The sequence below is a fragment of the Gemmatimonas groenlandica genome (genome assembly GCF_013004105.1).
Lineage (GTDB): Bacteria > Gemmatimonadota > Gemmatimonadetes > Gemmatimonadales > Gemmatimonadaceae > Gemmatimonas > Gemmatimonas groenlandica.
On sequence record NZ_CP053085.1, the window covers coordinates 1,784,521 to 1,810,868 of the forward strand.

19 protein-coding genes are annotated in these 26,348 nt (G+C 64.7%); 7 read left to right on the forward strand and 12 right to left on the reverse strand.

All coding sequences use genetic code 11. The annotated features are described in order from the left end of the window. Positions 1-232 precede the first annotated feature (232 nt). The 4 genes from HKW67_RS07545 to HKW67_RS07560 form a co-directional block, all read right to left on the reverse strand. Positions 233-1,501, reverse strand: coding sequence for an RNA polymerase sigma factor (locus tag HKW67_RS07545; RefSeq protein ID WP_206044642.1), 1,269 nt, complete (start codon positions 1,499-1,501; stop codon positions 233-235). Beyond that, positions 1,498-1,860 carry a YciI family protein gene (locus tag HKW67_RS07550; RefSeq protein ID WP_171224798.1) on the reverse strand — a complete coding sequence of 121 codons (363 nt, stop codon included), beginning with the start codon at positions 1,858-1,860 and terminating at the stop codon, positions 1,498-1,500. Before HKW67_RS07550 ends, HKW67_RS07545 begins: the two co-directional genes overlap by 4 nt. Positions 1,861-2,348: 488 nt before the next feature. Continuing rightward, positions 2,349-2,930: a nucleoside deaminase gene (locus HKW67_RS07555; protein WP_171224799.1), complete on the reverse strand. Its 582-nt coding sequence runs from the start codon at positions 2,928-2,930 to the stop codon at positions 2,349-2,351. Then, positions 2,920-5,454 (reverse strand): excinuclease ABC subunit UvrA, encoded by a 2,535-nt coding sequence (locus tag HKW67_RS07560; RefSeq protein ID WP_171224800.1) that lies wholly within the window; start codon positions 5,452-5,454, stop codon positions 2,920-2,922. The genes HKW67_RS07555 and HKW67_RS07560 overlap by 11 nt, the downstream gene beginning before the upstream one ends. A gap of 194 nt (positions 5,455-5,648) precedes the next feature. Between HKW67_RS07560 and HKW67_RS07565 the strand changes: the two genes are divergently transcribed. Genes HKW67_RS07565 through HKW67_RS07580 form a run of 4 tightly spaced genes read left to right on the forward strand, consistent with a single transcriptional unit; the run spans position 5,649 to position 9,206 of the window. Further along, positions 5,649-6,800, forward strand: a complete 1,152-nt coding sequence (locus HKW67_RS07565) for an MlaE family ABC transporter permease (protein WP_171224801.1) — start codon at positions 5,649-5,651, stop codon at positions 6,798-6,800. Continuing rightward, complete coding sequence (locus HKW67_RS07570) at positions 6,797-7,555, forward strand: ABC transporter ATP-binding protein (protein ID WP_171224802.1); 759 nt, start codon at positions 6,797-6,799, stop codon at positions 7,553-7,555. The genes HKW67_RS07565 and HKW67_RS07570 overlap by 4 nt, the downstream gene beginning before the upstream one ends. After that, complete coding sequence (locus HKW67_RS07575) at positions 7,552-8,544, forward strand: MlaD family protein (RefSeq protein ID WP_171224803.1); 993 nt, start codon at positions 7,552-7,554, stop codon at positions 8,542-8,544. Before HKW67_RS07570 ends, HKW67_RS07575 begins: the two co-directional genes overlap by 4 nt. Next, the gene (locus tag HKW67_RS07580; protein ID WP_171224804.1) at positions 8,541-9,206 is read left to right on the forward strand and encodes a PqiC family protein; all 666 of its coding nucleotides are present in this window, start codon (positions 8,541-8,543) and stop codon (positions 9,204-9,206) included. The genes HKW67_RS07575 and HKW67_RS07580 overlap by 4 nt, the downstream gene beginning before the upstream one ends. Before the next feature lie 54 nt (positions 9,207-9,260). Here the strand turns inward: HKW67_RS07580 and HKW67_RS07585 are convergent, their stop codons facing one another. Beyond that, positions 9,261-10,874 (reverse strand): alkaline phosphatase D family protein, encoded by a 1,614-nt coding sequence (locus HKW67_RS07585; protein ID WP_171224805.1) that lies wholly within the window; start codon positions 10,872-10,874, stop codon positions 9,261-9,263. Between the two features lie 146 nt (positions 10,875-11,020). Here HKW67_RS07585 and HKW67_RS07590 point away from each other — a divergent pair, with 146 nt between their 5' ends. Both HKW67_RS07590 and HKW67_RS07595 read left to right on the forward strand, forming a co-directional pair. Next, positions 11,021-11,662, forward strand: a complete 642-nt coding sequence (locus HKW67_RS07590; protein WP_171224806.1) for a DsbA family oxidoreductase — start codon at positions 11,021-11,023, stop codon at positions 11,660-11,662. 127 nt (positions 11,663-11,789) lie between these two features. Beyond that, positions 11,790-12,725 (forward strand): phenylalanine 4-monooxygenase, encoded by a 936-nt coding sequence (locus HKW67_RS07595; RefSeq protein WP_171224807.1) that lies wholly within the window; start codon positions 11,790-11,792, stop codon positions 12,723-12,725. A 10-nt stretch (positions 12,726-12,735) separates the two neighbouring features. On the opposite strand, the gene HKW67_RS07600 is transcribed toward HKW67_RS07595, so the two are convergent. The 7 genes from HKW67_RS07600 to thrA form a co-directional block, all read right to left on the reverse strand. Continuing rightward, entirely contained in the window at positions 12,736-16,050 is a 3,315-nt protein-coding gene (locus tag HKW67_RS07600; RefSeq protein WP_171224808.1) for a S41 family peptidase, read from the reverse strand. Between the two features lie 98 nt (positions 16,051-16,148). Beyond that, positions 16,149-16,736 carry a hypothetical protein gene (locus HKW67_RS07605; RefSeq protein ID WP_171224809.1) on the reverse strand — a complete coding sequence of 196 codons (588 nt, stop codon included), beginning with the start codon at positions 16,734-16,736 and terminating at the stop codon, positions 16,149-16,151. Positions 16,737-16,821: 85 nt separating this feature from the next. Next, complete coding sequence (locus HKW67_RS07610; protein ID WP_171224810.1) at positions 16,822-17,637, reverse strand: helix-turn-helix transcriptional regulator; 816 nt, start codon at positions 17,635-17,637, stop codon at positions 16,822-16,824. Then, complete coding sequence (locus tag HKW67_RS07615; protein ID WP_171224811.1) at positions 17,634-19,286, reverse strand: M1 family metallopeptidase; 1,653 nt, start codon at positions 19,284-19,286, stop codon at positions 17,634-17,636. The genes HKW67_RS07610 and HKW67_RS07615 overlap by 4 nt, the downstream gene beginning before the upstream one ends. Positions 19,287-19,291: 5 nt before the next feature. After that, positions 19,292-20,047 (reverse strand): SDR family NAD(P)-dependent oxidoreductase, encoded by a 756-nt coding sequence (locus HKW67_RS07620; RefSeq protein WP_171224812.1) that lies wholly within the window; start codon positions 20,045-20,047, stop codon positions 19,292-19,294. Continuing rightward, positions 20,044-21,426, reverse strand: a complete 1,383-nt coding sequence (thrC, locus tag HKW67_RS07625; protein ID WP_230981150.1) for a threonine synthase — start codon at positions 21,424-21,426, stop codon at positions 20,044-20,046. The genes HKW67_RS07620 and thrC overlap by 4 nt, the downstream gene beginning before the upstream one ends. Then, complete coding sequence (gene thrA / locus HKW67_RS07630) at positions 21,423-23,957, reverse strand: bifunctional aspartate kinase/homoserine dehydrogenase I (protein ID WP_171224813.1); 2,535 nt, start codon at positions 23,955-23,957, stop codon at positions 21,423-21,425. Before thrA ends, thrC begins: the two co-directional genes overlap by 4 nt. A gap of 198 nt (positions 23,958-24,155) precedes the next feature. Here thrA and glgP point away from each other — a divergent pair, with 198 nt between their 5' ends. Further along, on the forward strand, positions 24,156-26,330 hold the full coding sequence (gene glgP, locus HKW67_RS07635; RefSeq protein WP_171224814.1) for an alpha-glucan family phosphorylase: 2,175 nt from the start codon (positions 24,156-24,158) through the stop codon (positions 26,328-26,330). The last annotated feature ends 18 nt before the right edge of the window (positions 26,331-26,348 follow it).

Genomic DNA, 26,348 nt, shown 5'->3' on the forward strand with positions numbered 1-26,348 from the left:
CTCGGCGCGCGCGGCACCGCGTCGCCGACGCGAAGCGCGCGCGGGTGCTCGGTGTCGCAGGCGAGAATCGCGAACAAAACGCTGCCAAGGGCTGCGCGTCGGCACGACAACATGAATGACCACACGTCGTTGAGGCAACCGTGAACGGACCGTGCCGGAAATGTGCAGAATCGCACCGGCTTTTGCTACGCAACCGCTGAAATCCCAACGGGCCATTCGCGAGGGCCGAGCGCTATTGGTCCTGGCGACGCAGGAATGCGCGCACCGCCGGATCCTCGGTGAGCGACGCCGCCCGCTCGCGGGCCACATCCGCGTCGTCGACCCGCCCCAGTTCACGAAGCAGATGTGCGCGCAGCGCCCACCACGGCTGATGCACCTTGACCGCCTCGAGCGGTAGGGCGTCCGCCTCGCGCAGGCCCACCGCCGGGCCGAATGCGCGCGCATACGCCGCCGCACGGTTGACGTACGCCCCGACCGTCGGCGCGATCCCCACCAACGCGTCGTACAGTCCTGCAATTTCGTCGGGGGTTGCCGCGCGCCCAACGTGGGCTGAGAGATGTGCCGACTGTATCGCCGCCTCCAACTGAAAGCGACCGGGGCGACGATGCGTTGCCGCTGTGCGGAGTAACCGCTCGGCGCGATCGATCGACACGCCGTCAATGCGCTCGCGCGTTTGCGAGGAAAGCGGGACGTACTCCCCTGCCACACTGCGGCGCGCCGAGTCACGCGAGCGACAATAGAGAAACAACGCCAGCAGTCCGGCCGCTTCAGGCTCGTCTGGCATGGCCTCGTGCACGATGGTCGCCAGGTGCACTACCTCATCTCGCAACTCGAATCTCGCCTCGCGCCCCCCGGGGGCGCTGCCATCGATCTGGTCCCACGCGGTGCCGAAGGCGCCGTAGAGCGCCTCGAGCACCGCGTCCAATCGTGCCGGCCGCTCGTGCGCATCGGGGATATTGAAGGCGATCCCGGCGTCGCGGATCTTGCGCTTCGCACGCACGAGGCGCTGCGACATGGCGGCGGGAGAACTCAGGAACGCACTCGCCACCTGCTCCGCCTCGAGTCCAAGGACCACTTGCAGCATCAGTGGCGTGTGAATCGTGGGGTCGATCGCGGGATCGGCGCACGCGAACAACAACTCCGCTCGTCGATCGGGGAGCGACGCCCCGCTGACCGAACCGTTCCCGCCCGTGGATGGGTCGTCCCTGCGATGCGCGGCGAGGGCAGCGGCGTACGCGAGCTCGGGCTCCATCTTCTCGCGCACCGCATCGCGACGCGCGTCGTCCACGCGACGTCGTCTGGCCACGGCCAATAGCCACGACTCCGGGTTGCCAGGAATTCCTTCGATAGGCCACTGACGGAGCGCCGAGAGAAAGGCATCGGACAGCGCGTCCTCCGCCGACGCGACATCGCGCGTGCGGGAGGCAAGCATGGCCACGAGCCGCCCGTACGAATCCCGGGCGGCCCGCTCAACGGCCTGCGTGACCGACGATAAGCTCACAGCGTCGGCGGAGGCGGCAGCATCGGACGCACTTCAACCGATCCCGTCGCCGCCGACGGACACCGTGCCGCCCATTCGAGCGCGATGCCAAGATCGGGAACGTCGATGATGAAGAGGCCACCCAGCAGTTCCTTGGTATCGGCAAATGGTCCGTCCTGCACATGTCGCTTGCCGTCCCGCAGTCGGACGGTCGTGGCCATGGCAGGCGGATGCAAACCGGCGCCGCCAGCGGCCACACCCGCCTCGACCAGAGATCGTGAGTACGCCGTGTAGGCGGCCCAATACGAGGCCGCTTTCGAGGGATCCTCGCGCTCGGCGAGGTCGGCGGGGGTTTCATAGACGAGGACAGCGTACTGCATAGTGAGCTCCAGTCTGAGCGTGGCCGGGCGATCCGAATGATGCGCCGCTGACTGATGTCGTTTGGGCCGCCGGTCAAACGACATCGGTGACAGGGCGACGATCCGCGTTGCTCCCGTATACACACGCTCGAGGCTCACATGTCGTTCCCAATCGTACCCTCGTCCCGGCTCCGCGCGCTGGCGTCCATGGCCGTCGTCCTGCTCTCCGTCGTCCTGCTGTCTCCCGTGACGACCCAACTAGCGGCGCAACTGCCGGCCGTCGACACGACACCCCAGTTCACCATCCTGATCTTCGAGCGACCCAAAGACTTAGCACGGCGTAGCGATACCAACAGTTCTGACGCCTACTGGAACGCATACGACGCGTTCGCGGGCGCCCTCATGAAGGCCGGCGCGCTGCGCGGCGCAGGCACCGAGCTTCGCCATCGCGGTCGAAGTGCGCCCGCATCGGGAGAATCCGCATATGGCGAAGACCATGACACCACCCGTCACCCGCTAGGCGAGGACTTTTGCGCGAGAGGGCCGACGCGGTCGTCGTTGTCCGTGAGCGCCAGGAGCTGCTCCACGAACTCCCGTTGATCGCGCCGCGACTCGTCGCCGGCGTGTAGCGTGAGCCACTGCTCAAAGAGCGCGCGGCTGTCATCCGCGCCCACCCGACCGACGATGTCAGGAGCCGTGGACCCAGGGCTTTCGGGTGGACGCACACGACCGGTGCCGGCATCCGCCGGCGCCGGCAATGCGTAAACAATCTTGACGACGCCAGCCTGCATCGCTGCGCCGGTGCACATGACGCACGGCTCGAGCGTAGAGACCATGATCACGCGGACACCGGGTGCGATACCCCGCCCAGCGGCCGCAAACGCATTCATTTCGGCGTGCGCCGTCACGATGCCGCTGCTCATCATCGTGTTGTGTGCTTCGGCAATCATGGTTCCGTCATCGCGATACAGCACACACCCGATTGGCGCTTCACCGCGTTCAATGGCCAATCGGGCCTGTGCCAGCGCCCGCTGCATCCAAGCGAGATGCCTTCGTTGCTGCTCTGCGAGCGGCGAGACATTATCGCGCATCGTGTCGCAGCTGAGCTGTACGTGGCACAGCGGACGTCGCCGCGTTGTCGAGCCATTGCATCAGATAGGGTGCGGTACGACTGTCCGCACGCAGACGCAGCGACTCGGGAGGACCGGACGCGACGATCTGTCCACCGGCGTCGCCGGCGCCCGGGCCCATGTCGATCACCCAGTCGCTCGTGGCAACGACGCGCATGTCATGCTCAACGACCACCACGGTGTTGCCTTGGTCGACGAGCCGTTGCAACTGTGTGAGGAGTCGATCCGCGTCATAGGGGTGTAATCCCGTCGTCGGCTCATCGAGGACGTACAGCGTATCGCGGCGAGCGGAACGCTGCAGCTCCGAGGCAAGCTTGATCCGTTGCGCCTCACCCCCGGACAGTTCGGTGGCCGGTTGGCCAAGCCGGAGATAGTCCAAGCCGATCGCCTGAAGCAGCAACAGGGTACGCATGATGTTCGCCTCGTGCTCGAAGAATTGAACTGCCTCGGCGACGGTAAGCGCGAGCACCTCAGCAATGCTCTTGCCATTCCAGGTCACCAACAGCGTCGCCGGATTGTACCGTGTGCCATGACACGTTGGACAGGGCGCATAGACCGTCGAGAGAAATATCAGCTCCACATGCACCGATCCCTCACCTTCACATGTCGCGCACCGTCCGGCTTTCATGTTGAAGGAAAACCGACCGGCAGTGTACCGCTTGGCACGCGCCGCACGCGTCCCTGCGAACAAGTGGCGTACGTGGTCGAACAGTCCCGTGTACGTGGCAAGGTTCGAGCGTGGCGTCCGGCCGATAGGACGCTGATCGACGGTAACGAGTCGACGAACGCCGTCTCCGCCGGCAGCGATACGACCGCGCGACGGCGTGCGCATCGACGGTTCGTCGGGAACGTCCGACTGCACATCAGGCGCGACATGACCGAGATGCTCGGCAACCACGTCGACCAGTGCCTGACTCACGAGACTCGACTTGCCGGAGCCGGAGATGCCCGTCACCATCGTCAGCGCGCCGAGCGGAATGCGTACGGTGAGTCGGCGGAGCGTATTGCGCGTGACGTCACGCAGCTCCAGCCAACGTGTCGGTTCGCGCCGGCGACGAGCCGGCGCCGCACCGTGGCCGAAGAGATAGGGCGCGGTCCGAGAGGCCGCGATGTGCTGCAGACCCTCCGGTGGTCCGCTGTAGAGGATGCGACCACCGCCTGTTCCGCCATCGGGACCGACATCGATCAGCCAGTCGGCGCGCTCCATCATTTCAAGATCATGCTCGACCACACACACCGAGTTGCCGGCCGCTTTGAGATCATCAAGTGCGGCGAATAGCGCCTGATTGTCGGCGGGGTGCAATCCTGCCGTCGGTTCGTCGAGCACGTAAAGCACGCCAAACAGATTGGATCGGATTTGCGTCGCAAGCCGCAATCGTTGTAGCTCGCCGGCCGACAGCGTCGTCGTGGAACGCTCCAGCGTCAGATACCCAAGCCCGAGCGACTGAAGCGTCACGACGCGTACGAGGATATCCGCTACGATGCGTTCGGCTACGATCCGATTTTCAGCGGACGCCCGTTCACCGTGACCCGCCGACGGGCGAGCCGTCTGCTCGAGCACTTCCACCAGTGCCTTGAACGAGAGTTGCGACAAGCTGCCAATGTCCTTGCCGGCAAACGTGACCGACAGCGCGGCCTTCTTCAGGCGACGCCCCTTGCAGAGCGGGCAACGGACTCCCGTCAAGAACTGCGACACACGCTTCTTCATGAGGGCACTCTGCGTCGTCGCGAAGGTCTTCAGCACATACTTTCGGGCACCGATGAACGTGCCCATGTAGCTGGGCTCCAGCTTTCGCTTGCGCGCGGCGAGTACTTCGTCGCTGGAGAAGCCCGCAAAGACGGGAACGGTCGGCTGATCGTCGGTATACAGAATCCACTGCCGTGTGCGTTTGGGCAGCTCGCGCCAGGGCGTATCGATCGAATGCCCCAGTGTGACCAGAATGTCACGGAGATTCTGCCCCTGCCACGCGGTCGGCCACGCGGCCACCGCCCGCTCGCGTATAGTGAGTGAGGCGTCCGGCACCATGAACTCTTCCGTCACATCGTACACAGTGCCGAGGCCATGGCACCGCGAACACGCTCCCTGAGGCGTATTCGGCGAAAAGTCTTCGGCATGCAGACGCGGCTGTCGCGCTGGATAGTGACCCGCTCGCGAATAGAGCAGGCGAAGCAGGTTCGAGATCGTCGTGACACTGCCGACACTCGACCGTACGCTTGGCGTGCCGCGTTGCTGTCGGAGGGCCACGGCTGGCGGTAGGCCATCGATCGTATCAACATCGGGCACGCCAATCTGATCGAACAAGCGGCGCGCATAGGGCGCGACGGAGTCGAGAAAGCGTCGCTGTGCTTCCGCGAACACCGTACCGAAGGCGAGTGACGACTTCCCCGAACCGGATACGCCCGAGAACACCACGAGCGCCTCTCGAGGAATGTCAACGTCCACGTTCCGCAAATTGTGCTCGCGAGCGCCACGAACACGGATCATGTCGTGCGGCGAACTCGACGTTTCTGGCTGAATACGCTTCGGCTGTTGCACGTGACGTCGTGTCAGCGGCAGGATGCATGCCGTGACGCTGCACGCTAGAACTCGGTCCGCAACTTGCTCTCTGCTTTGTGACGAGTATTCCGATCCGGGCAGTCCGGCCTGGCAATTCGATCACGCGAGCGGCGAGGGACGGCATGAGCAGAACGGAGGTGAATGGCACGACCGCTGCGCTCGCCCAGCTGCACCGCGAGGGCGATGCGCTCGTGGTTGCGCTCGGCGGCGTCTGGTCGCTGGAGAAATCCGTGCCTCGCTTCCCGGATCTTGTCGCACGCTCAACGGCAGCAAGTGAGGCTATACGTTCCGTCTCATTCGACGCCGCTGAGCTCGGCGAATGGGACAGCAGCTTGCTGATCTTTCTGATGCAGGTCCAGTCGTTTTGCGAGGAGCACTCCCTCGAGCTCGGCCCATCATCGCTGCCCGAGCAGGTTCCGCGGCTGCTCGCGCTTGCGCATGCGGTACCTGAGCGGTCCCAAGCGAAAGAACCGGATCGCAGCTCGCTCGTGGCACGCATCGGCGAAGCCGCACTTGGCATATGGAGCGACGTCCGCAGTGCCATCCGTTTCACCGGTGAGATCGCCATCGCACTCGCCGGTCTTCCCACGCGACGCGTGCATATGCGTTGGCGCGAGTTCTGGGTGGTGATACAGACGAACAGTTCCGGTGCACTGCCGATCGTCACGCTCATCGCGCTGCTCGTCGGCGTGATCATTGCGTTTCTGGGTGTAGTCGTGCTCAAACGGTTCGGTGCCGGCTACTACGTCTCCTACCTGGTTGGCTTTGGGATGCTGCGGGAAATGGCCGCACTGATGACAGGGATCATTATCGCCGGTCGCACCGGTGCAGCGTTTGCGGCTGAGCTAGGCAGCATGAAGATCACGGAGGAGATCGATGCGTATGTCACCTTCGGCGTATCGCCCATCGAACATCTGGTACTGCCGCGCTTCCTCGGCCTCTTCGCCATGATGCCGCTGCTCACGATCTACGCCGACGTGGTGGGCATCACTGGTGGAATGCTCGTGTCTGCGACATTGCTCGATCTCTCCTTCAAGCAATTCATGAGTGGACTGCTGTCCGCCGTCACGCTCTCTGATGCGGTCTTCGGCGTCTTCAAAGGCACCATCTACGGCCTGCTCATCGCGGTAGCCGGTTGCATGAAGGGGTTGCAAGGCGGTTCGGACGCGAGCGCCGTCGGGCGCGCCGCGACGTCGGCGGTCGTGCTTGGCATCACCCTGATCATTCTGGCGAACGCGGTAGTCGACTGGCTTGCCGCGCTGCTCGACATATGACACCCCCAGCGATCGAAGTGGTCGACCTGACCATGATGTACGGGGATCGCGTCATTATGAGCGACCTCACGTTCTCCGTTGCACGGGGAGAAGTGTTCGTGCTGATGGGCGGCAGCGGCAGCGGCAAGAGCACGCTGCTAAAGCACTTGATTGGCCTCAAGGAGCCGGCGAAGGGCTCGATTCGCTTTGAAGGCGAGACGTTCGACCTCACGGATGATGACGCACGAAAGCGTGTGCTCCGACGATTCGGCGTCCTGTACCAGAACGGTGCACTCTGGAGCGGTCTCACGCTCGCCGAAAACATCGCCCTTCCGCTCGACGAGTTTACCGCGCTCGATCAGCAGACGATCGCCGAAGTGGTGTCGCTCAAATTGGCGTTGGTCGGGCTTCGTGGCTTTGAAGACTACTACCCCGCGGCCATCAGCGGCGGGATGCGAAAGCGCGCTGCACTCGCGCGTGCGATGGCTCTCGATCCGGCGGTGCTCTTCTTCGACGAGCCGTCATCAGGTCTCGATCCGATCAGCGCCAGTCGCCTGGACGACCTCATTCTCGAACTGAAGGCGAGCTTCGGCACCACCATTGTCGTGGTGACCCACGACCTCGACAGCATCTTCCGCATCGCCGACCGCGCGCTGTTCCTCGACATCGAGCAGAAGACCATGACGGCGCTCGGTCCGCCGGCGGAACTCCGCGACAATCCACCCAGTGAGGAAGTGCACCGATTCCTCACCCGTAGCAGCGACGGCCTTCCATGAGTCAACGCGCCAACCCCACTGCCATCGGCCTCTTTCTGCTCGGCGCGCTCGTACTCGCCGTCGTCGGAACGGTCATCCTTGCGTCCGCGACGTGGTTTCAGGATCGCACAACCTTCATCAGCTTCTTCCCCGAGTCGGTCAACGGCCTGGAGAACGGCGCTCCCGTGAAGTTTCAGGGCGTTCCCGTGGGCAGCGTCACCGGCATCAACATTCAGATCGACCAGCGCGACGAGTCCTTTCAAGTGCCGGTGGAGTACGAGATCGACGTTCCACGATTGACGACACCGCGCGGCACATACGTAAACCTCGCCGATACGTTGGTGCTCAAGGAGCAGATCAAGAAGGGGCTTCGCGCGCAGTTACAGATGGAGAGTCTAGTCACGGGCGTGCTCTATCTCGAGCTCAGCTATCGCCAGGACTCGACACCGCCTCAACTCGAGCCGCGCGCCACCGAGTGGCCAGAGATTCCGACCACGCCATCGCTGATGGCCGCGATCGGTGGCGGTGCCGGGAGCCTGCTCTCCGAGATGATGAAGATTCTCAATCGCGTGAACGGGATGCTCAGAGACGTGAACATGCGCGAGATCAACGCCGCCGTCGTGCAGTCGGCGAAGGCCGTGCAGGAGCTTGTGAGCACGCCGGAGCTTCGGGCCACGCTGCGCCAGATGCCGGAAGCCACGGCCCAGCTGAACCGCACGCTGGCCGAGGCCGAGAAGCTGGCGACTCGGGCCACCGTAGCGATCGACCCCATGCAGACCCAGATCACCGGAGCGTCCACGGAGGCGATCGCAACGCTGCAGGCACTGCGAAAGACGCTCGACGACACACACGGCTTGCTGTCGGCGGACACGGGCCCCGGCTACGCGCTGACCGGCGCCCTGACGAGTCTGCGTGATGCCGCGGATGCACTCCGTGTGTTGATCCGATCGCTCGAACAGAATCCCGACATGATGATCCGCGGCAAAAAGCCGCCCGAGAAACTCCCATGAACATGCGTGTTCGTTCGTCTTGTCTGATGGTGCTGGCCGCCCTGCTTCCGCTGTCGGCGTGCTTCAAACTGTCGAGACAGTCGCCGCGACTGCAGCAGTTCGTGTTGAGCGGAGCGCCGCCAACGTCGACGGCAGAGGTTCGCGCCGGCCGCACGCTTGCGCTACGCCGAATCGATCTGGCGGCTTACCTGGCCGTACCTGCGATCATCATCCGACGCGGCGCGAACGAGGTGGTCGTGTCGGAATTTCACCGGTGGGGCGAGGATCTCAGCGAAGGCATCAATCGCGTGGTGGCGGCGAATCTCGCCGGCGCGCCGTCGGTGCGTGCCGTACACGTTGCGCCGTGGCAGATCGGTGCGCGTCACGATTTCCTCGTACAACTGCATGTGTCTCGCTTCGAGGGGATCGCCGACTCGGCCGCCACTCAGGGCCGCATTCATCTGCTGGCCAGCTGGGACATCATCAGTCCAGGCAACGGGGCACTACTGATGCGTGGCACGACCGACGAACGCGGTGGCTCGTGGCGGGTGGGAGACTACGCGGGCCTGGTGACCGAATTGGATGCCGCGCTGTCGCGTATGGCGCGTGACATTGCCGCGTGCGTAGCTCGCTTCCCCAACGACTCAACGCCGCCAGCCAGCTGTGGAGCCGCCGCGCAATAGGCGAGCTCGTGGGCGACCCTGGCCTACGCAGCGGGAAGACGGCGTTCGACCGCACTATCGCGATGGTTCAGCCACTGGCAACTCCACCTGCCACAACCGTTTGCCGGTCACGTCCCAGAGGCCAGCCGTCAGCGCGTGCGTTGAGGCATCGACGTCAAGCGTGCCGTAGAACTGCAGGTTGTCGCTCGGCGGACGATTCGGCTTCGGCGCCGTGCTGGCAAAGCGCACCTCAGGACCGAACGACGCGTCGAGCACATTCGGCCCAAACGTCCCGGCGTGCATGGGGCCAGCCACGAACTCCCAGAACGCATCAAAGTGGGTGAACTGGGCGCGCTCCGGCGCGTAGTGATGCGCAGCCGCGTAGTGCACGTCGGCCGTAACCCACACCACGTTCCGCACCTTTGCTTGCTGCAACTGCTGCAGCAGCCGGGCGACTTCCAGTTCGCGTCCGGAAGGAACGCCGTCATCGCTGTTGGCGATCGCCTCGAAGTTGCGTTCGCCATTGCGTACGCGATCGGGCACGATCAGCCCTATCGGCATGTCGCACGCCACCACCTTCCAGACCGCGCGACTCTCCCGCATGGCGCGCGACAGCCACGCCAGTTGCTCCGCACCGAACATCGCGGTCTCGCTGGACGCGGTACGTTGCCTATTCCCGCTGTTGGCGCCGCGGTAGCTGCGCAGGTCCACGACAAACAGCTCCAGCAGTGGCCCGTATCGGAACTGTCGATACACGCGACCTGCGTCGCGGCGATGGCGTCGTATCGGCAGAAACTCGAAGAACGCCTGCTTCGCGCGCTCGGCCAGCACGCGAACCCGCTTTTCGGTGTAGCGTGGATCATTCTCGAGTACGAGATCGTGAAACCAGTTGTCGACGACCTCGTGATCATCCCACTGGGCGATCATCGGCACACTTGCGCCGAACTGTCGGGCGTTCGCATCGAGCAGGTTGTACGCGAAGGCGCCGCGATACTCCTCGAGCGTTTCGGCCACCTTGCGCTTGCCATCGACCACGAGGTTTCGCCACATGGTGCCGTCGTCGAGCGGTACTTCGGGCAGTAGCGGTTGATCGGCGTAAATGTTGTCTCCGGAATGCACGAAAACATCGGGCTCGGCGCGGCGCAACGCGTCGTACATACGAATACCACCGCGCGACTCATCGATGCCCCATCCCTGCCCCACCATATCTCCCGACCACGCCACACGCACTCGGTGCCCGCCACGCGCAGACGGGTGTGGCGCCGTCCGCAGATGTCCAATGATCGGCTCACTAAACACGCGGGGCGCACGCTCACTCTCGTACCGCACCCGGTACCAGATGTCCTGACCAGCCGGAAGGGCGGTCAGGTCGAGGTGCGTGGTGTACGCCGACTCGGCGACCGCCACGGGACTGCGCAGGCGCCGCACATTCGTGAAGCGCTCGCTCGTGTCCCACTCCACGTGCAGTCGCGCTGCGCGATCGGTGCGCGACCACAGTATCGCGCGATCGGATAACGGGTCGCCGGACTGCACCCCATTCACCATGACTGGCCGCTGTCGCGCGCTGGGTACGATCGCCGGTGCACCATCAGTCGGAAGCCACAGTCTGGTGTCGGGAACAAACATGGCCGCGCCCGCGGCCAACGTGCCCTGTACGAACCGGCGGCGGGACAAAGGCGTTTCAGACATGTACCAGGCGATGATGAGTACGGTTGGTCATGAGTACCCTGAAAGATCGCTCCGTGCACTCCATACGGCACTTAGGAGGGGCGCTCACCCCCCAACTAGATTGCCCCGCGTTGCAGAAGCACCATATCATCACCGTGGAGTAACGGATGCTCGTCGAAATCTGGTCGGATATTGCCTGTCCGTGGTGTTACGTGGGAAAGCGTCGGTTCGAGGCCGCACTGGCAGGCTTCGCGCACCGGGACGCGGTCACCGTGACGTGGCGTAGCTTCGAACTCGATCCACGGGCGCCGCGGCAACATGATGTGTCCCAACCGGAGTTGCTGGCGCGCAAGTACGGCATGTCGGTAGCGGACGCGCAGGCGATGAACGCGCGCATGACCGAGGCCGCCGCGGGCGAAGGCCTCGCCTTCCGGCTCGACGACGTGAAGGTCGGCAACACGTTCGACGCCCACCGCCTTTTGCACTTTGCCGATACGTTCGGTAAACGTGAAGTCCTCGGCGAGCGTCTCTTTGCCGCGTATCTCGGTGAGGGCGCCGCGCTGGGCGATATCGAGGCACTGGTGGCGCTCGCCGGCGACGTCGGCCTCGATCCGGAAGCGGTGCGGGCAGTATTGAGCGGCGAGGAGTACGCCACCGCCGTGCGCGAGGACGAGGCGGACGCGCAGGAGATCGGCGTGACCGGCGTGCCGTTTTTCGTGCTGGACCGACGCTACGGCATTTCGGGTGCACAGGGCCATGAAGTCTTGCGCGGCGCGCTCGAACAGGCGTGGACGGAGCGCACGCCCTGACGCTGCGACCTCCTCCGTACTTTACCGAAGTCCATTGCGCCGTGGGGCTGCTTACGTTGGACTGCGATGCTGCGCGTCGCGGTGTCGCGATCTGAGACGCTGGGAACTATCACGTGGGGTTCAGGGAATGGATCTGCCGCAACAGCTCGTCGCCGGACAAGGGCTCACGACCACGAAGGCGCCGTACATCGAGCAAGCCGTCGCCAACGGCGAGATGTACATCACGCAGCCGTACGAGCTGTATTCCGCGGACAATCACGACGCCTGGCGCCGGCTGTACGCGCGCATGCAGGACCGTTGGGCGCGCTATGCAAATCCGCGCTTTCTGGACGGGCTTGATACCCTCTGCTTCGACGCAACGCAGGTGCCGCGTCTGGAAGACGTCAACAAGTTCATGGCGCCCCGCACCGGATTCCGTGCGAAGGCGGTGAGCGGCTTCGTGCCGGCGTTCAACTTTTTCGATTGCCTCAGCCGCCGCGAGTTTCCCACCACGATCACGATTCGGGATGGCGCGTCACTCGACTACCTGCCTGAGCCCGACATCTTTCACGACATTGCCGGTCATGTGCCGATGCACACCGACCCGGCGTTCGCCGAAACATTGGTGCGATTCGGGGCCTGTGCTCATCTCGCCGCCGAGTTGGTCAGCACGGTGCCCGATCGCACCGAGAAGTTGCGGCGACTCACCAGCATTCAGAATGCGCTGCAGCGCTTTTTCTGGTTCACGGTGGAGTTCGGCCTGATGCGCGGCACGTCGCCAACCGACATCAAGGTGTACGGCTCGGGGCTGCTGTCATCGTACGGCGAGATTGTGCACTGCGTGGACAGTGACACCACGCAGCGTCACCCGCTCCAGCTGGAGTGGGTGATCAACCAACACTTCGAAATCGACCACTATCAGCCGTTGCTGTTCATTGTGAACGACTTCGACCATTTGTATGAGTTGGTGGGTCAACTCGAAGCCTGGATGAAAGCAGGCAAGCTTGATAACGTCACGCCGGGCTACCGGCAGATGAGTGAGGCGGACGCCCAGAGCTTTCTCGAGGCGAGCCTGGCGCGGTAGTCGCGCCGTCTCAGTTACCCGTGATCTTCTTCGGCGTGCTCTCCCTGAGCATGCGCATCGCCTCTTCGATCGCCGTCTTGAGTTCACGATCGTACTTCTTCACCTCGTCCATCGGCGAGTTCTTGACCCAGACGTCGGGTGGGACGCCAAGGTTCTCGAGGTTCACGCCGTAGTTGTTCGGCTTGGTGGGATCGTAGGTGATCACGAGCGATCCAGGTGTTCTGATCGTTCCGCCGTTGATCAGGTTGTAGCTGCCGGTCGCGATTACCGCCGCGGCGGTCGGGTTGCCGACGATTCGGCCCAACCCCAGCTGCCGGAACGCCATCGGTGTGACTTCGCTGTCGGAGCCTGACCGCGCGTTGATCATCATGACCTTTGGACCTGCAATCGCCTGTCGTGGCCGACGTCCCCAGCTACGCGAACCGGTACGCTGGTTCCAGAACTGATACGGTTGCCGTTCGAGAATGTCGATGATCTCCTGATCGATATTGCCACCGCCATTGTAGCGAATGTCGACGATGATGCCCTTCTTGTTGGAGAAGCGGTCGATCTCATTGCGAAAGCGCACGAGTGACGGCTGATCCATCGAGCGAATGTGTACGTACGCGATGTCGCCCTTGGTGTCCTTCTCCACGACGTCGCGATTGTTGGCCACCCACTCTTCATACTTGATGTTCGACAGCGACGTGACGCTTTCGATGCGAACGGTGCGCGCGCCTTCACCGCTGGGGGACTTGGCGACCTTCACGGGGATGTACTCGTTCACCGTCGCGCTGAGCGTCTTCCAGTAGTTGTCGCCCGACTTCACATCCTGCCCGTCGATCGACAGGATATAGTCTCCGGTGGACAACCCGAGCCACTCCTTGTCGGCCGGCCCGTCACGGTAGATGTGTCCGATGCGATATCGGCCCGCATCGGTCGGCTCCAGCTCGAGGCCCAGGAATCGCGTGCTGTAGACACGTGGCATCGCGCGTGTCGGCGGTCCGCTTACACCCGTGTGCGACGCGTTCAGCTCACCGATCATCTCATTGGCCAGATCGTACACATCCTCGTTCGTGCCCACGTAACGCAGGAGTGGCTTGTAGCGCGACTTGACGGCATCCCAATCCTTCCCGTGCATCTTCTCGTCGTAGAAGCGGTACTTCATCACGCGCCATGACTCTTCGAACAGCTGATTCCATTCGGCGCGGCGATCGACCCGCACTCCGAAGCTGAACGCGACCGGCTCGGCGCGCTGCGGCGTGGCGATGACCAGCTTGGCGATCTCCGTGCCGGAGGCCGCGCCGCCGGCCGCGTCGCCGTCACCCGAGCGAGACGCTCGACGGAAGTAGATCGCGCGGCGATCGGCGGTCGGTGTCATTCCGGGATACGTCCCTCCGGCAATACGCCGCCGGTTGAGCCCATCGATCGCAATGCTGAACAGTCCGACGTTCGGGTTGTCGGCGTCGGTCGCGGCGGCATTCTGCCCTCCGCCTCCCGGTCCGCCACCACCACCGCCCACGGTGAACATGATCGTCCGGCCGTCACGCGACAGGAAGAACGCGCCGACGGGAAGCGCGCCGCGCGTGAGCTGCATGGCCCGACGCTCGATGCCCGCTTCGTCGATACGCATGGGAGCCGCGGCAGCACCCGCCGTCGACGTGGCGGCTGAGTCACCGCGGTCGGCGCGCGCACTGGCGCCGGCGCCGGCGCCCGCTGCACGACGCTGACGCTCGCGCACCAGCGGATCATTGGGATCCTCGGTCAGTCGGGCCAACGAGACCACGAACAGTTGCGAGACTCCGCCCTCTCGCGACGAGGTGAACACCACATGTCGGCCATCAGGCGTGAGCATACCGTTTCCGTCGGCGAACGGATTGCGCGTCACGTTCACTTCCTTCTTCGTGCGGAGATCGAATACGAACACATCCGCATTCTGATCGTCATCGCGCTTGATGTAGCTGAGCGCGTTGCCATCGCCGGCCCACGACCCGATGGTGAATCCGCCGGCCTGATTGAATGCCAACTCGCGCGGCCCACCGCCGGCGGCATCCACTTCCCACAAGCGATTGGCGCCCGTGTAGGCGAGCTTCTGCGAGTTCGGCGCCCAGGTCAGATCGGCCTTGATCGATGCCTGCGTGGTGACCTTGCGTCGCTGTGCCGTCGCGAGATCATAGATCCAGATCTCCTCGTCGCCCGACTCATCGGAGATGTAGGCAAGGCGCCGCCCATCCGGGCTGTAGACCTGCGACCGCTCACGCCACGGAGAACTTGTCACCTGCGTGCGTTCACCCACGCCGGACTCAGTGGGCACGATCATGATCTCGCCGTGAAAGTCCACCGCGAGGTAGTCACCGTTGGGGGACGGCGAGAATCCGTCGGCACGGTTGGTGGTGGACATCATGTCGACGTCATTCTCCTTCGGATCGAAGGCCATCCGAAGGGCCAGCTTTTTCGGCGCACCGCTGGGCACGTCGAGGGTCCACAGCTCGAAGTCGTTTTCGTAGATCAGATGACGACCGTCCGGTGAGATCGCCGGAAACTGCACCCCGTCTTCCTTGTGCTTCGTGACCTGCTGCGGCGCGCCCCCCGTGGGAGGCACGCGCCAGATATTGAAGGTCCCATCGCGCTCCGACGCGAAGTAGATCATGCCGTCAGCGCCCCACATCGGATGCACATCGTGCACGGCCGACTGGTAGGACTTGACGTCGGTATCAGTGAGCTCGGTGATCTCGCCGCTCTTGAGATCCTGCACGGCGATGTCGGCGTTGCTGTTCCCGCGATAGCCCTTGCGCCAGTAGCTGGGGAGGGTGCGGTTGAACGCAATCTTGGTGGCATCCTGCTTGATCATGCCGGAGCGACCGAAATCCATCGACATCGCGCGCGGTATCGACCCATCGAGCGTCACGCGGTATAGCGGCGATCCGAACGGATGCTCACCGCGGGCGCTGGTGAACACGATCTCGCGTCCGTCGGGTGTCCAGTACAGCGCCTGGTCGTCGCCGGAATGCCACGTCAGCTGCCTCGGCTCTCCACCGCTCACCGGCACCACGTACACATCGTTGTTGCCCAAGCGGTTGCTGGTAAACGCGATCCAGCGTCCGTCGGGCGAAAAGCGCGGCATGAAGTCGCGCGCGACGTGTGCCGTCAGCCGGCGAGGATTGGCCCCGTCGGCATCGGCCAGCCAGATGTCGTCCTGATAGGTGAAGGCAATCGTCCCATCGTTGGCCACGTGCGCGTATCGCGCAAACTTGACCGGCTCGGGGGCTTGGGCCCGCAGGAGCGTCGGGGCGAGGAGGGCCGCGGCGGACACGGACCCAAGCAGCAGGCGGCAGGCGAGACGCATGAGGGGCGGAGTTGAGGGGCGAACGCGTAGTCCACCCAAACGTGCGGCCGGACTTCCAGGTGCGCCAGAGCGACCGCGGCTCGCCACGTGCTGTGCACTCAGCGCTTGGTCAGCCGCATCTCGATCGTACGCGTCCACACGACGCCGTCTGTAGACTCCTCCCCCAGTTCATACCACGCCCCTTCCGGCGTCTTGGTGATGGTGAATCTCGACCGGACATTTCCACGGTCTGCCAGCCTCCACACAAAGGACGTTCCGCTGACCGAGGCCTCTGTGATGCCGAGGTAGCCGCTCCCTCCGCTGGACACCCAGGTGAAACGCCCCGTGCCCACGTCATACGTCAGCATGCCGGCCGCCTGGAACACTTCGCGTTCCACCGCCGAGGCGTCTTTCATACTCCCGCTGCCCCGAATCATCAGCACGGTGCCATTCGCGGCAGCTTCAACCGTTTCCCGTTGCGTGAGCGTGAACGTCCGCCCACCCGACGTGACCGTCGCGGGGCCGCTCCACTCCCCGACCAGCCACGTGAGCGGGGCAAGCCTCGCCCGAGCAGTATCGGCGCCAGCCGTCGACGGCGCCTGCGCACGCACGGTCAGCGGGAACGCCGCGAGCAACGAGAAACAAAAAGTGAGGACGGCAACGGCTGAGCGAACGACTGGTCGTGCAGTGGACAGAGACAGGGTCATCAACGCGCTCCGGATGGAATGATCGAACGGTGCAGCATCAACCTATGTCCAGCGCGTCCACCGGTCTTGAACGAATGCGACAGCGTCAGTCCACGAGGTGATCGTGCGCGATGTCGTCCAGTCGCTCGGCCAGCATGGTGGGCGTCAACGTCGTGAGGCGACCGACCTCACGGGTCAGATGCGCTTGGTCGGCGTAACCGGAGTCGAACGCCACCTGGGCGAGACCCGGCTGCAGGCCTCGGTCCTCGGCTACGACCAGCCGTTTCAACGCAGCGCGCCCGCGCCGAACGCTGGCGTACTCCTTGGGTGTCAATCCGGTAGCGGCGCGAAAGCGACGTTGGAGCTGGCGCACGGTGACGCCAAGCCCCTCGGCCATATCGGTAATCGGGCCAGTGCCGTCCTCGGCGACGATGGCGTCCACGGCGCGTTGAACGAGCGCGTCAATTGGCCGGTCGACACCGATCGTGTCGAGCGACCAGCGATCAAAGATCGTAGCGACCTCGCTCGCGTCGTCGGCGTCGCGAAATCGGGCGAGCGCCGAGATCAGCGGCGTCAACGCGGTACCAAACAGCTCATGTGCATCGAGTCGTTGATCACGCAAGGACTGCGCGCTGCGCCCACAGCACACACCACCGGCTTCGGGTCGAAACCGTATACCCCAGTATTGCTCCCCCGGGTGCACCGCAACGCTCGACGCAGTGACCGACGCCCCGACGAGCGCCGCCACCGATGCGCCGTGGGGCACGCTGCAAATCGCCAACGTGGCGCAGCCATCCGGCCAGACGTGATGCGTGAAGCCAGGATGTGGCAGCTCCCGAATAGTGAAGCCCCAATACGTCGCAACAATCCCGGAGAGTGCCGGTGCCGCGGGCATTTCGACGTAGCGGAGCGGCTTCGTCATTGGCGCAGCACGCCCAGCAACGAAACGTCCCCGTCGAACAACACCGCGCGTGGCTTTGCCGCCAGCGTGAGCGGCACCGTCATCGTCGCCAAGCGCTGCGCTGGCACCGTCACCCGCACGCGCTTCATGGTCCCGCTTGCGGTCGTGACATCCACGGCGAGCGACAGCCGGTAGGGCGCGAAGCGCGTCCCCTGCCGAACGGTGACAGTGAGCTGAAGGGTTTTCTGGTTCCACGACCACGATGCGTCCGCGTCGACGTACCCGGGACGGCGCATCCACTGGTCGAAGAACCAATCGAGCTGGCGTGACGACGAGCGCTCGAACGCCTGCTGCAAGTCGGCCGTCAGCGCGTTCCCGTGGCGATGCGCCGCATAGTACGCGCGGATCCCGCGAAAGAACGCCGAGTCTCCGATCTCACGTCGCAACATGTGCAGCGTAAAGCCGGCCTTCTCGTACACGTTGGTGTTCAGCACGCGCGTCAGATCGTCGAGCGTCGTATCGATCACGGCCTTCTCGACGGTGATCGGCGACTTCAGCATCTTCGCGCGAATATCGTGCATCTCCGCCAGGAAGGCGCTGTCGCCATGCGCGTGCTCCGTCCAGAGCGCAGCGAAGTAGGTGGCAAAGCCCTCCGAGAGCCACACATGTGGCCATTCACGCTCAGTCACCGCATCACCAAACCACTGGTGAGCGGTTTCGTGCGCAATCAGCGACTCACTGATCGCGCCCGGCACGAACAACCGCTGGTCGTAAAAGATGGCGCCGGCGTTCTCCATACCGCCGAAGCGCGTGGACGAGGCCACGTGCGCCAACTTCTCGTACGGGAACGGTCCGACGAGCGTCGAAAAGAACGCCACGATGTCGCCCGCGCGCGCGAAATTTCCTGGCATCGCGGCACGACGGTCGGGGCTCGTCCACACCGATTGGCGCACGCAGCCAGGCCGCTCGGCGAGATTGCACGCGGTCTCGCCCAACTCGAGCACGGCGAATGGCGACACGCCGATGACCATCAGACCAGTGTAGATCGGCCGCACGGTACGCCAATGGGTGCGCACCAGCGGCGCGCCGGCAAGACCGGCCTCCGGCGTCTCCTCCACCAGCTCGCCGTTGGCGATCACGCGATGCGTTCGCGGCGCGCGCACAATCCAATCCACCAGCGCCTTGTCCGACGGGTGATCGACCGTGGCGAGCCACTGCCGAGCGCGGTCGGGGAAGTTGTCGCCGAACGCGGTCCATCCAAGCAGCGAGTCGCGTCGCACAATCAGCCCATCAGTCGGCAGGCCTCGGTAGTACACCGCCACGCGGACCGTATCGTTGCTGCCCTTCGGCAACGCAACGCGCACGCTATCGCCGGGTCGCGTGAACGCCACGCGTGCACCGTTCACATACGTGGAGTCCACGTGCATCGCGGCCGCCAGATCGAGCGAGAGCGACATCGCATCGCGGCGCGTCGCCGTGGTCGTCGCCTCGAACCGGATCGTGTCAGGCCACGCGCGCGCCGGAAAGTCGACGCGAAACTCGTAGTGCACCACGTCGAGTCCGGCCCGACGCGCACCCGTGCGACTGGGCGATGCCTGCGCGGCGAGGGCGGAGCTCAGCACCACTGGCAGCACGCTCGCGGCGGCGAGGACGCGAAAGGCACGCGGCATTTGGGCTACCACGCCCGCTCCGCCCCCGTCCAATCCAGAAAGCTCCCGGTCTTCTCGCGCGGCAACCGTTCCATCTGACTCAGCAGCCCGATGGCCGCCTCGTCGATCGGGACGCGGAACGCGGGGCCATCGGGAGTGGTAGCGAAATGCCCGGGGTTGCCCAGCATGAGCACGATGCGCTCCTCACTCAAGTCGTGCGCCACGGCGCGCATGTGCATGTGCAACGCGGCGCCGCTTGCACAGGTGGCGTAGTCCCCGCCCTGCGTCTTGCCGGCGAGGGAACCGAGCCAGCTGCTCACGACCAGTACACGTGCACCGTCGCGATTGGCCAGAAACGGCAACAGCGTGCGCACCAGCAGCAGCGGCGCCACCGCATGCCGTCGGTAATGCTCGGTGAGCCCAGTGCCCGACAACGTCGACAATGCTTCATCGCGCTCACTGTCGGCCAGCTTCTCGTGCTGCCCCGGCTCGGCCGGCGCAATGATCAGCTGGTCGAGCGAATCGGTGAGGCTCTCGAGCACCGGCACCGCATCGGCCACCAACGACGGATCGGCAGGATCGAGGGCGATCAGCTCCAGTCCGCCGTATTCGGCGCGCAGATCCGCCAGCACCGGCACCCGCGCCGGATTGCGTGCCGCCGCGTAGACCTTGTCGCCGCGAATGAGACACTGCCGCACCAACTCCACACCGAGTGGCCGCGCGGCGCCGGTGATCAGGGTGCGTCGCGGCGACGCCATCGCATGCATGCTGGCCGGCGTCACAGCGCGCTCCCGCGCGTCTCACGCAGCACCGCTTCCACCGCACTCACCGTGGCATCGATCTCGACGGGGCGGTTGGCGCGCGGGTAGTCCTCACGCTGATGCAATTCCACGAGCATGCCGGGGTCCTTGAGTACGTGTCCGGTCAGCACCGCCACCACGGTGTCACCGGCTCCGATGATACCGTCGCGCACGAGTTGCCGCACGCCGGCCACACTGGCCGCGCTCGCCGGCTCGCAGCCGACGCCGGCGGCGTCGATGGTGACTTTGGCATCGATGATCTCGTCGTCGGTCGCCGAAATCACGAGGCCGTTGGTTTCACGAATGGCGCGCACTGCGCGATCCCACGAGGCCGGATCGCCGATGCGAATCGCGGTCGCAATTGTTTCCGCCTGCACCGTGTAGCGCGTGGCAAAGTCTTCGCGGAATGCGCGCGCGAACGGCGCCGCACCGGCCGCCTGCACACTCACGAGGCGCGGCATCTTCGCGATCAACCCCAACGCGTGCGCCTCGCGCAACGCCTTTCCGAACGCGGCGGTATTCCCCAGATTGCCGGCCGGCAGCACGATGAAGTCGGGCGCGTGCCAGCCCAGCTGCTGCAGCAGTTCGAATACGATGGTCTTCTGCCCTTCCACGCGCCACGGATTGATCGAGTTGAGCAGATAGATGCCCAGTTCACGCGACGCCTGCTGCACAAGCCGCAAGCATTCGTCGAAGTCGCCCTTCACCAACAGCGTGCGCGCGCCGTACGACAACGTCTGCGCCAGCTTGCCGAGCGCGATCTTGCCGGCGGGCACGAACACCAGACCGGGAATACCGGCCTGCGCGGCGTACGATGCCAATGCCGCCGACGTGTTACCCGTGCTGGCACAGGCCACGGCACTCGCACCGATACGCACCGCTTGCGTGGTGCCTACCGTCATCCCGCGATCCTTGAACGAGCCGGTGGGATTGTGCCCTTCGTGCTTGATCAGCAATCCGTCGCAGCCCGTGTACCGCGAAATTGCCGCGCGCGAAAGCAGCGGCGTGTTGCCCTCTGGATGACTCACGATCGCATCGCCGGCACCGGGCATCACGATCGACTCGAAGCGCCACACGCCCGACGCATGACCCATCGGCAGCGCACAGCAGTGCTGCGCGAAGCTGTGCTTGATGGCGTTGGCGGACAATGGCGCATCGAATTCATCCACGGGCGCGCGGTGAATGATTTCGAGCAACCCGCCGCAGCTCGGACAATCGGGCGCGGCATCCAGCGGAGAGAGTAGCTGCCCGCACGACGCGCATCGCTGCACGCTGTGTTGCGCGCCGACCGGCAGGCCGGTCACACCGGCGGGCAGAAAGACCGCATCGGCCGGTAACGGGTGAGACATCGGCGTGGTCATGATGGCGTCAGCTGAAGAATATCATTGAGCACACCGGCGGCGGTGACGGCCGGACCAGCGCCCGGGCCGGTGATCACCAGCGGATGCTCACGATATCGCATGGTGGTGAACACGATCTGATTGTCGGTGCCACGCAGCCCCGCCAGTGGATGCGTGAGCGGCACAGCGCGCAGCCCCACTTCCACCTTCCGTGGTGACGCGTTCAGCACGTACCGCAACACGCGCCCCTGTTTGGTCGCCGCCGCGAAACGCTCGGCCCATGCCGCGTCCTGCTGCGCGAGCGTGGCCAGGAACTTCGGCAACGGCATGCTGCGGTACGCGACTGGCACGAGGGATTCCACGGTGACGTCCTTCAAATCGCCGCCGAAGCCCATCATACGCGCCAGAATGAGCGCCTTGCGTGCCACGTCCATGCCCGACAGATCATCGCGCGGATCAGGTTCGGTGAACCCGCGCGACATCGCATCACGCAGCGATTCGCTGAACGGGCGGCCTTTGCCGATCTCGGTGAGCAGAAAGCCCAACGTCCCCGAGGTGCACCCTTCGATGCGCAGCACCTTGTCACCCGTTTCCACGAGCTTCGCGTAGCTGTCCATAACGGGCAGACCAGCGCCCACCGTGGTTTCGTGCAACAGTCGAGAGCCGTGCTTCGCGGCCAGCGCCCGCAGCGACTCCACCTCGGCCCGGGGCGCGGACAGCGGCCGCTTGTTGGCCATCACGATATCCATGTTGGCCAGAATCGCCGCGCGAATAGCCGGCAACGTTTCGTGCGCTGTGACGTCGACCAGTACCGGACGCGCCAGCGCGTGAGTGCCGATATAGGCCACCGCCTCGGCCGCCGTGCCTTTGTGCCCACCGCTCATCGTCGCCAAGCTGCCACCAGATTCCTTGGCCTTCGCGTAGCTGGCCAGCTGTCGTGCCGTGAGTCCATCGGGTTCGAACACGAAACCGCTGCGATCGATGAGACCCACGATCGTGGGCTTCACACGGCGCCGCACACGTGGCAGCATCCGCAGCAGCTCCCGCCCGATCAGTCCCACTCCCATCAGCACCACGTCCAGACGATCTTCTTCGCGCAGTCCGCCGCCGCCGATCTTGTCGAGCTGAAATTCGTCGTGCACGGCCTGCGCGGCCACTTCCGCATCGGGTTCGGCAATCACCACCGAGATGTTCAGCTCACTCGAGCCTTGCGCAATCGCCACGATGTTCACGCCGGCGGTGGACAGCGAAGTGAACATCCGCGAGGCAATGCCCGGCGATCCGGCCATGCCGAGTCCAACGACCGCCAGGGTGGCCATGCCGCGCTGTACGTCCATTCCTTCGAGTTCACGCCGCGAAAGTTCGAGCGCAAACGCCTTCTCGAGCGCTACGCGCGCCTCGGCGCCACGTTCGGCCGGCACGCACAAGCAGATCGAGTGCTCCGATGACGCCTGCGAAATCAGCGTCACGGAAATGCCGGCCTGCTGGAGCGCTGCGAACGTGCGGGCGGCGATACCCGGAACGCCGAGCATGCCATTGCCGGTCACCGTGACCAGTGACTGACTGCGCACGATCGAGAGCGCTTTCACGGGATACCGCGTGAGCGTGTGACGAACCGAGATCTCGGTACCCGGCGCCGCGGGATCGGCAAACGGTCGCACGAACACCGGCACGCGCACGCGCGCCAGCGGGATGAGCGCGCGCGGATGCAGCACTTTGGCGCCGTAGTACGCCAGCTCTGCCGCTTCGCGCACGTTGAGCTGCGGCACGATGCGCGCCGTGGGCACCAGGCGCGGGTCGGTCGTCATCAGCCCGGGCACGTCTTTCCAGAGCGTGATGCGCTGGGCCCGCAGCGAACGTCCCAGCACCGTGGCCGTGAGATCACTGCCACCACGTCCCAACGTCACCAGCGCGCCGTCCGTCGTGCCCCCGACAAATCCGGGCACAACCGGCAGAACACGCCTTTTCAACAAGGGGAGCAGTTGCGCCCGAACTTCGCGATCGGTGGCCAGCAGATCCGGGAACGCTCCACCGAAGACGCCGTCAGTGCGTATGAGCGTGGCCGCCTCCACGTATTCCGCCTTCGCGCCGCGAGCGAGCAGGCCGGCCACCACCAGTCGCGCCGAAAGCTGCTCTCCGCGCACCAGCAGAAAGTCTCTGGTACGCGGGGTGAGTTCGCGAAGGCTGGCCACGCCGTGGCCCAGCATGCGCAGCTCCTCGAAGGCCTCGTCCAGCTCGCGAAGGAGGCGGGTTCGAACTCTGGCGTTGCCAATGATGCCGACGGCCACGGCGGCATGTCGCTTCTGCAGCTTCGTGACCTGCTCATCGACGGCATCGATGTCACCGGCGCGCGCCGACTCAGCGATCGCCAGCAGCGCGTCGGTGACGCCTGCCAGCGCCGATACCACGGTCACCACGCGCGTCGGACGCGGTTCGAGAATCAGCTCGATCGCGTGGCGAACGGCCGCCGCATCGGCCAAAGAGGCGCCGCCGAACTTGAAAACGTCGATCGCGGGAGACCGCGAAACGGAGCGGGTACGCAGTGGCGGCATGTTGCAGTTGGAAAATGAGACCAATCGGACGCCCCGGTCCAACGCTCGAGAGGCCATCGAGAGGCCATCGAGGGGCACATCCGCACACTACTTCGGCCCGGTTCACCTGTCCACACCGGTGCGCATCCCCCTAGTTTTCACGAAGCTGTTCAGTCGCGGCCATTCCGGGTCGCGTTTTCGTCCCGTGTTCCCGTGGATATGACCGCACCTGTCGAAGCGCCACCTGCCCCGCCTGTCCCCGAGCCTACCCCACTGCCGGGACGGCTCGCCGGGCTTGCCCACCTCGCGCACAATCTGGCGTGGAGCTGGAACCGCGACGCGCGGATGATCTTCAAGGAGATCGACGAGAGCCTGTGGCAGCGGCTGCGCCATAACCCGATCCGACTGCTCCAGCTCGTCGATCCGGCCCGTCTCGTGCAGCTCGCCGACGACGCCGTCTTTTGTGCGCGCTACGACCGCGCGATGCAGTGGCTGGCCTCTGAGCGGTCGGACGAGCATACTTGGTACGCCCGCACCTTTCCCGAGTTGCGCGGTCAGCCGGTCGCCTATTTCTGCGCCGAGTTCGGAGTGCACAACTCCGTGCCGATCTATTCCGGCGGCCTCGGTGTGCTCGCCGGTGACCACCTCAAGACGGCGTCCGATCTTGGTATCCCGCTGGTGGCCGTTGGCATCCTGTACCGACAGGGGTACTTCGATCAGCACATCCGCGTGGACGGCTGGCAGGAAGACTCGAACGATGCCATCGACTTCAATGCGGTGCCGATCGTCCCGTTGCCCGGCAAGGACGGCGAAAAGCACCTCGTCACTGTGAACACGTTCGGCCGCGACATCAACATCCGCGTCTGGAAGATGCAGGTGGGTCGCGTACCCGTGTATCTGCTCGATTCCGATCTCCCGGAAAACCATCCCGACGACCGACCGCTGCTCTCGAAGCTGTACTCGGGTGGCCCTGCGATGCGCCTCCGTCAGGAATGGTTGTTGGGCGTGGGAGGCGTGCGTGCGCTTCGCGCGCTTGGCATCGCACCCGCTGCTTGGCACGCCAACGAAGGGCATGCCGCGTTCATGATGGTCGAGCGCGTGCGTGAACTGTGTCAGCAGGGCGTGTCGTTTGCGGATGCGGTGAAGCGGGTGCGCAATCGCAGCGTCTTCACCACGCACACGCCGGTACCGGCCGGCCACGATCACTTCGGGGTAAACGAAGTGCGTCAGTGCGCCCAAGGCTACTGGAACGAGATGGGGATCGACGCCGAGACATTCCTGCGCATCGGCTACATGCCGGAGTCGGGTACCGGTGTGTATCACATGACGGCTGCGTCGGTGCGCCTGTCGCGTCGCGTGAACGCCGTCTCGCGTCGACATGGCATTGTCACGCGCGTTATGAGCCGATCGCTCTGGAACGGACGGGAGGCCGAGAACATCCCCGTCGGTCATGTCACGAACGGCGTGCACCTCGCGACGTGGATGGCCAATCCCATCATGAAGCTCCTCGACGATCACCTCGGACCGGCGTGGGGACACAGCAATGACCCCGCCCTCTGGGAACAGGTGCTCACGCTCGACGACGAAGCGCTCTGGTTCACGCACTCGCGTCTCAAGCACACCCTCATGCGGCTCGTGCGAGAAGAAGCGCGAAACGCCTTCGCGCGACGGCAGATCGAGGCCACCCAGCTCGTTGGTGCCGGAACCCTGCTCGACCCGAAGACGCTCACGATTGGATTCGCCCGACGTTTTGCCACCTACAAGCGCGCCGACCTGATCTTCCGCGACGTCGAACGCCTGCGGAAACTCGTCACCAATGTGCAGCGTCCGGTGCAGATCGTATTCGCCGGCAAGGCGCATCCGGCCGACAATCCGGGCAAGCAGGTGCTGCAGAACGTGTATCACTTCACCCGCGATCCGCGCTTCGAAGGTCGTGTCGCCTTCGTGGAGGATTACGGCATGCACCTCGCGCACCTGCTCGTGCAGGGCGTGGACTTGTGGATGAATCTGCCGCGCGTGCCGCTCGAGGCCTCGGGCACGAGCGGCATGAAGGCCGCGCTCAACGGCGTGCCGCAAATCTCCACCATCGACGGTTGGTGGGAAGAAGGCTACGAAGGCAACAACGGCTGGGCCATCACGCCGGAAGAGGACGACGAGGCGGGGATCAGCACGTCGAACCGATTGTACGAGCTGCTCGAACAGGAAGTCGTGCCGCGCTACTACGACGTGGATAAGAATGAATTGCCGCGTCGCTGGCTCGCCACAATGAAGCACTCGATTCGCGTGGCCGGCCAGCAATTCACGGCGCGTCGCATGGTGGAGCAGTACGCCCGCGCCTACTATGCGCCATCGATCCTGGGTGACTCCCTGCCCGACGATCCACCAATCGCGTAACACGCCGACAATGACCTC

Bases quoted from the DNA above. Each gene is read 5' to 3' on its own strand.
- HKW67_RS07610 (WP_171224810.1), bottom strand. From the start codon at position 17,637: ATGACGAAGCCGCTCCGCTACGTCGAAATGCCCGCGGCACCGGCACTC.
- thrA (WP_171224813.1), bottom strand. From the start codon at position 23,957: ATGCCGCCACTGCGTACCCGCTCCGTTTCGCGGTCTCCCGCGATCGAC.
- thrC (WP_230981150.1), bottom strand. From the start codon at position 21,426: ATGACCACGCCGATGTCTCACCCGTTACCGGCCGATGCGGTCTTTCTG.
- HKW67_RS07565 (WP_171224801.1), top strand. From the start codon at position 5,649: ATGAGCAGAACGGAGGTGAATGGCACGACCGCTGCGCTCGCCCAGCTG.
- HKW67_RS07580 (WP_171224804.1), top strand. From the start codon at position 8,541: ATGAACATGCGTGTTCGTTCGTCTTGTCTGATGGTGCTGGCCGCCCTG.
- HKW67_RS07595 (WP_171224807.1), top strand. From the start codon at position 11,790: ATGGATCTGCCGCAACAGCTCGTCGCCGGACAAGGGCTCACGACCACG.
- HKW67_RS07570 (WP_171224802.1), top strand. From the start codon at position 6,797: ATGACACCCCCAGCGATCGAAGTGGTCGACCTGACCATGATGTACGGG.
- glgP (WP_171224814.1), top strand. From the start codon at position 24,156: ATGACCGCACCTGTCGAAGCGCCACCTGCCCCGCCTGTCCCCGAGCCT.
- HKW67_RS07615 (WP_171224811.1), bottom strand. From the start codon at position 19,286: ATGCCGCGTGCCTTTCGCGTCCTCGCCGCCGCGAGCGTGCTGCCAGTG.
- HKW67_RS07555 (WP_171224799.1), bottom strand. From the start codon at position 2,930: ATGCGCGATAATGTCTCGCCGCTCGCAGAGCAGCAACGAAGGCATCTC.
- HKW67_RS07605 (WP_171224809.1), bottom strand. From the start codon at position 16,736: ATGACCCTGTCTCTGTCCACTGCACGACCAGTCGTTCGCTCAGCCGTT.
- HKW67_RS07560 (WP_171224800.1), bottom strand. From the start codon at position 5,454: ATGATCCGTGTTCGTGGCGCTCGCGAGCACAATTTGCGGAACGTGGAC.
- HKW67_RS07575 (WP_171224803.1), top strand. From the start codon at position 7,552: ATGAGTCAACGCGCCAACCCCACTGCCATCGGCCTCTTTCTGCTCGGC.
- HKW67_RS07590 (WP_171224806.1), top strand. From the start codon at position 11,021: ATGCTCGTCGAAATCTGGTCGGATATTGCCTGTCCGTGGTGTTACGTG.
- HKW67_RS07550 (WP_171224798.1), bottom strand. From the start codon at position 1,860: ATGCAGTACGCTGTCCTCGTCTATGAAACCCCCGCCGACCTCGCCGAG.
- HKW67_RS07585 (WP_171224805.1), bottom strand. From the start codon at position 10,874: ATGTCTGAAACGCCTTTGTCCCGCCGCCGGTTCGTACAGGGCACGTTG.
- HKW67_RS07600 (WP_171224808.1), bottom strand. From the start codon at position 16,050: ATGCGTCTCGCCTGCCGCCTGCTGCTTGGGTCCGTGTCCGCCGCGGCC.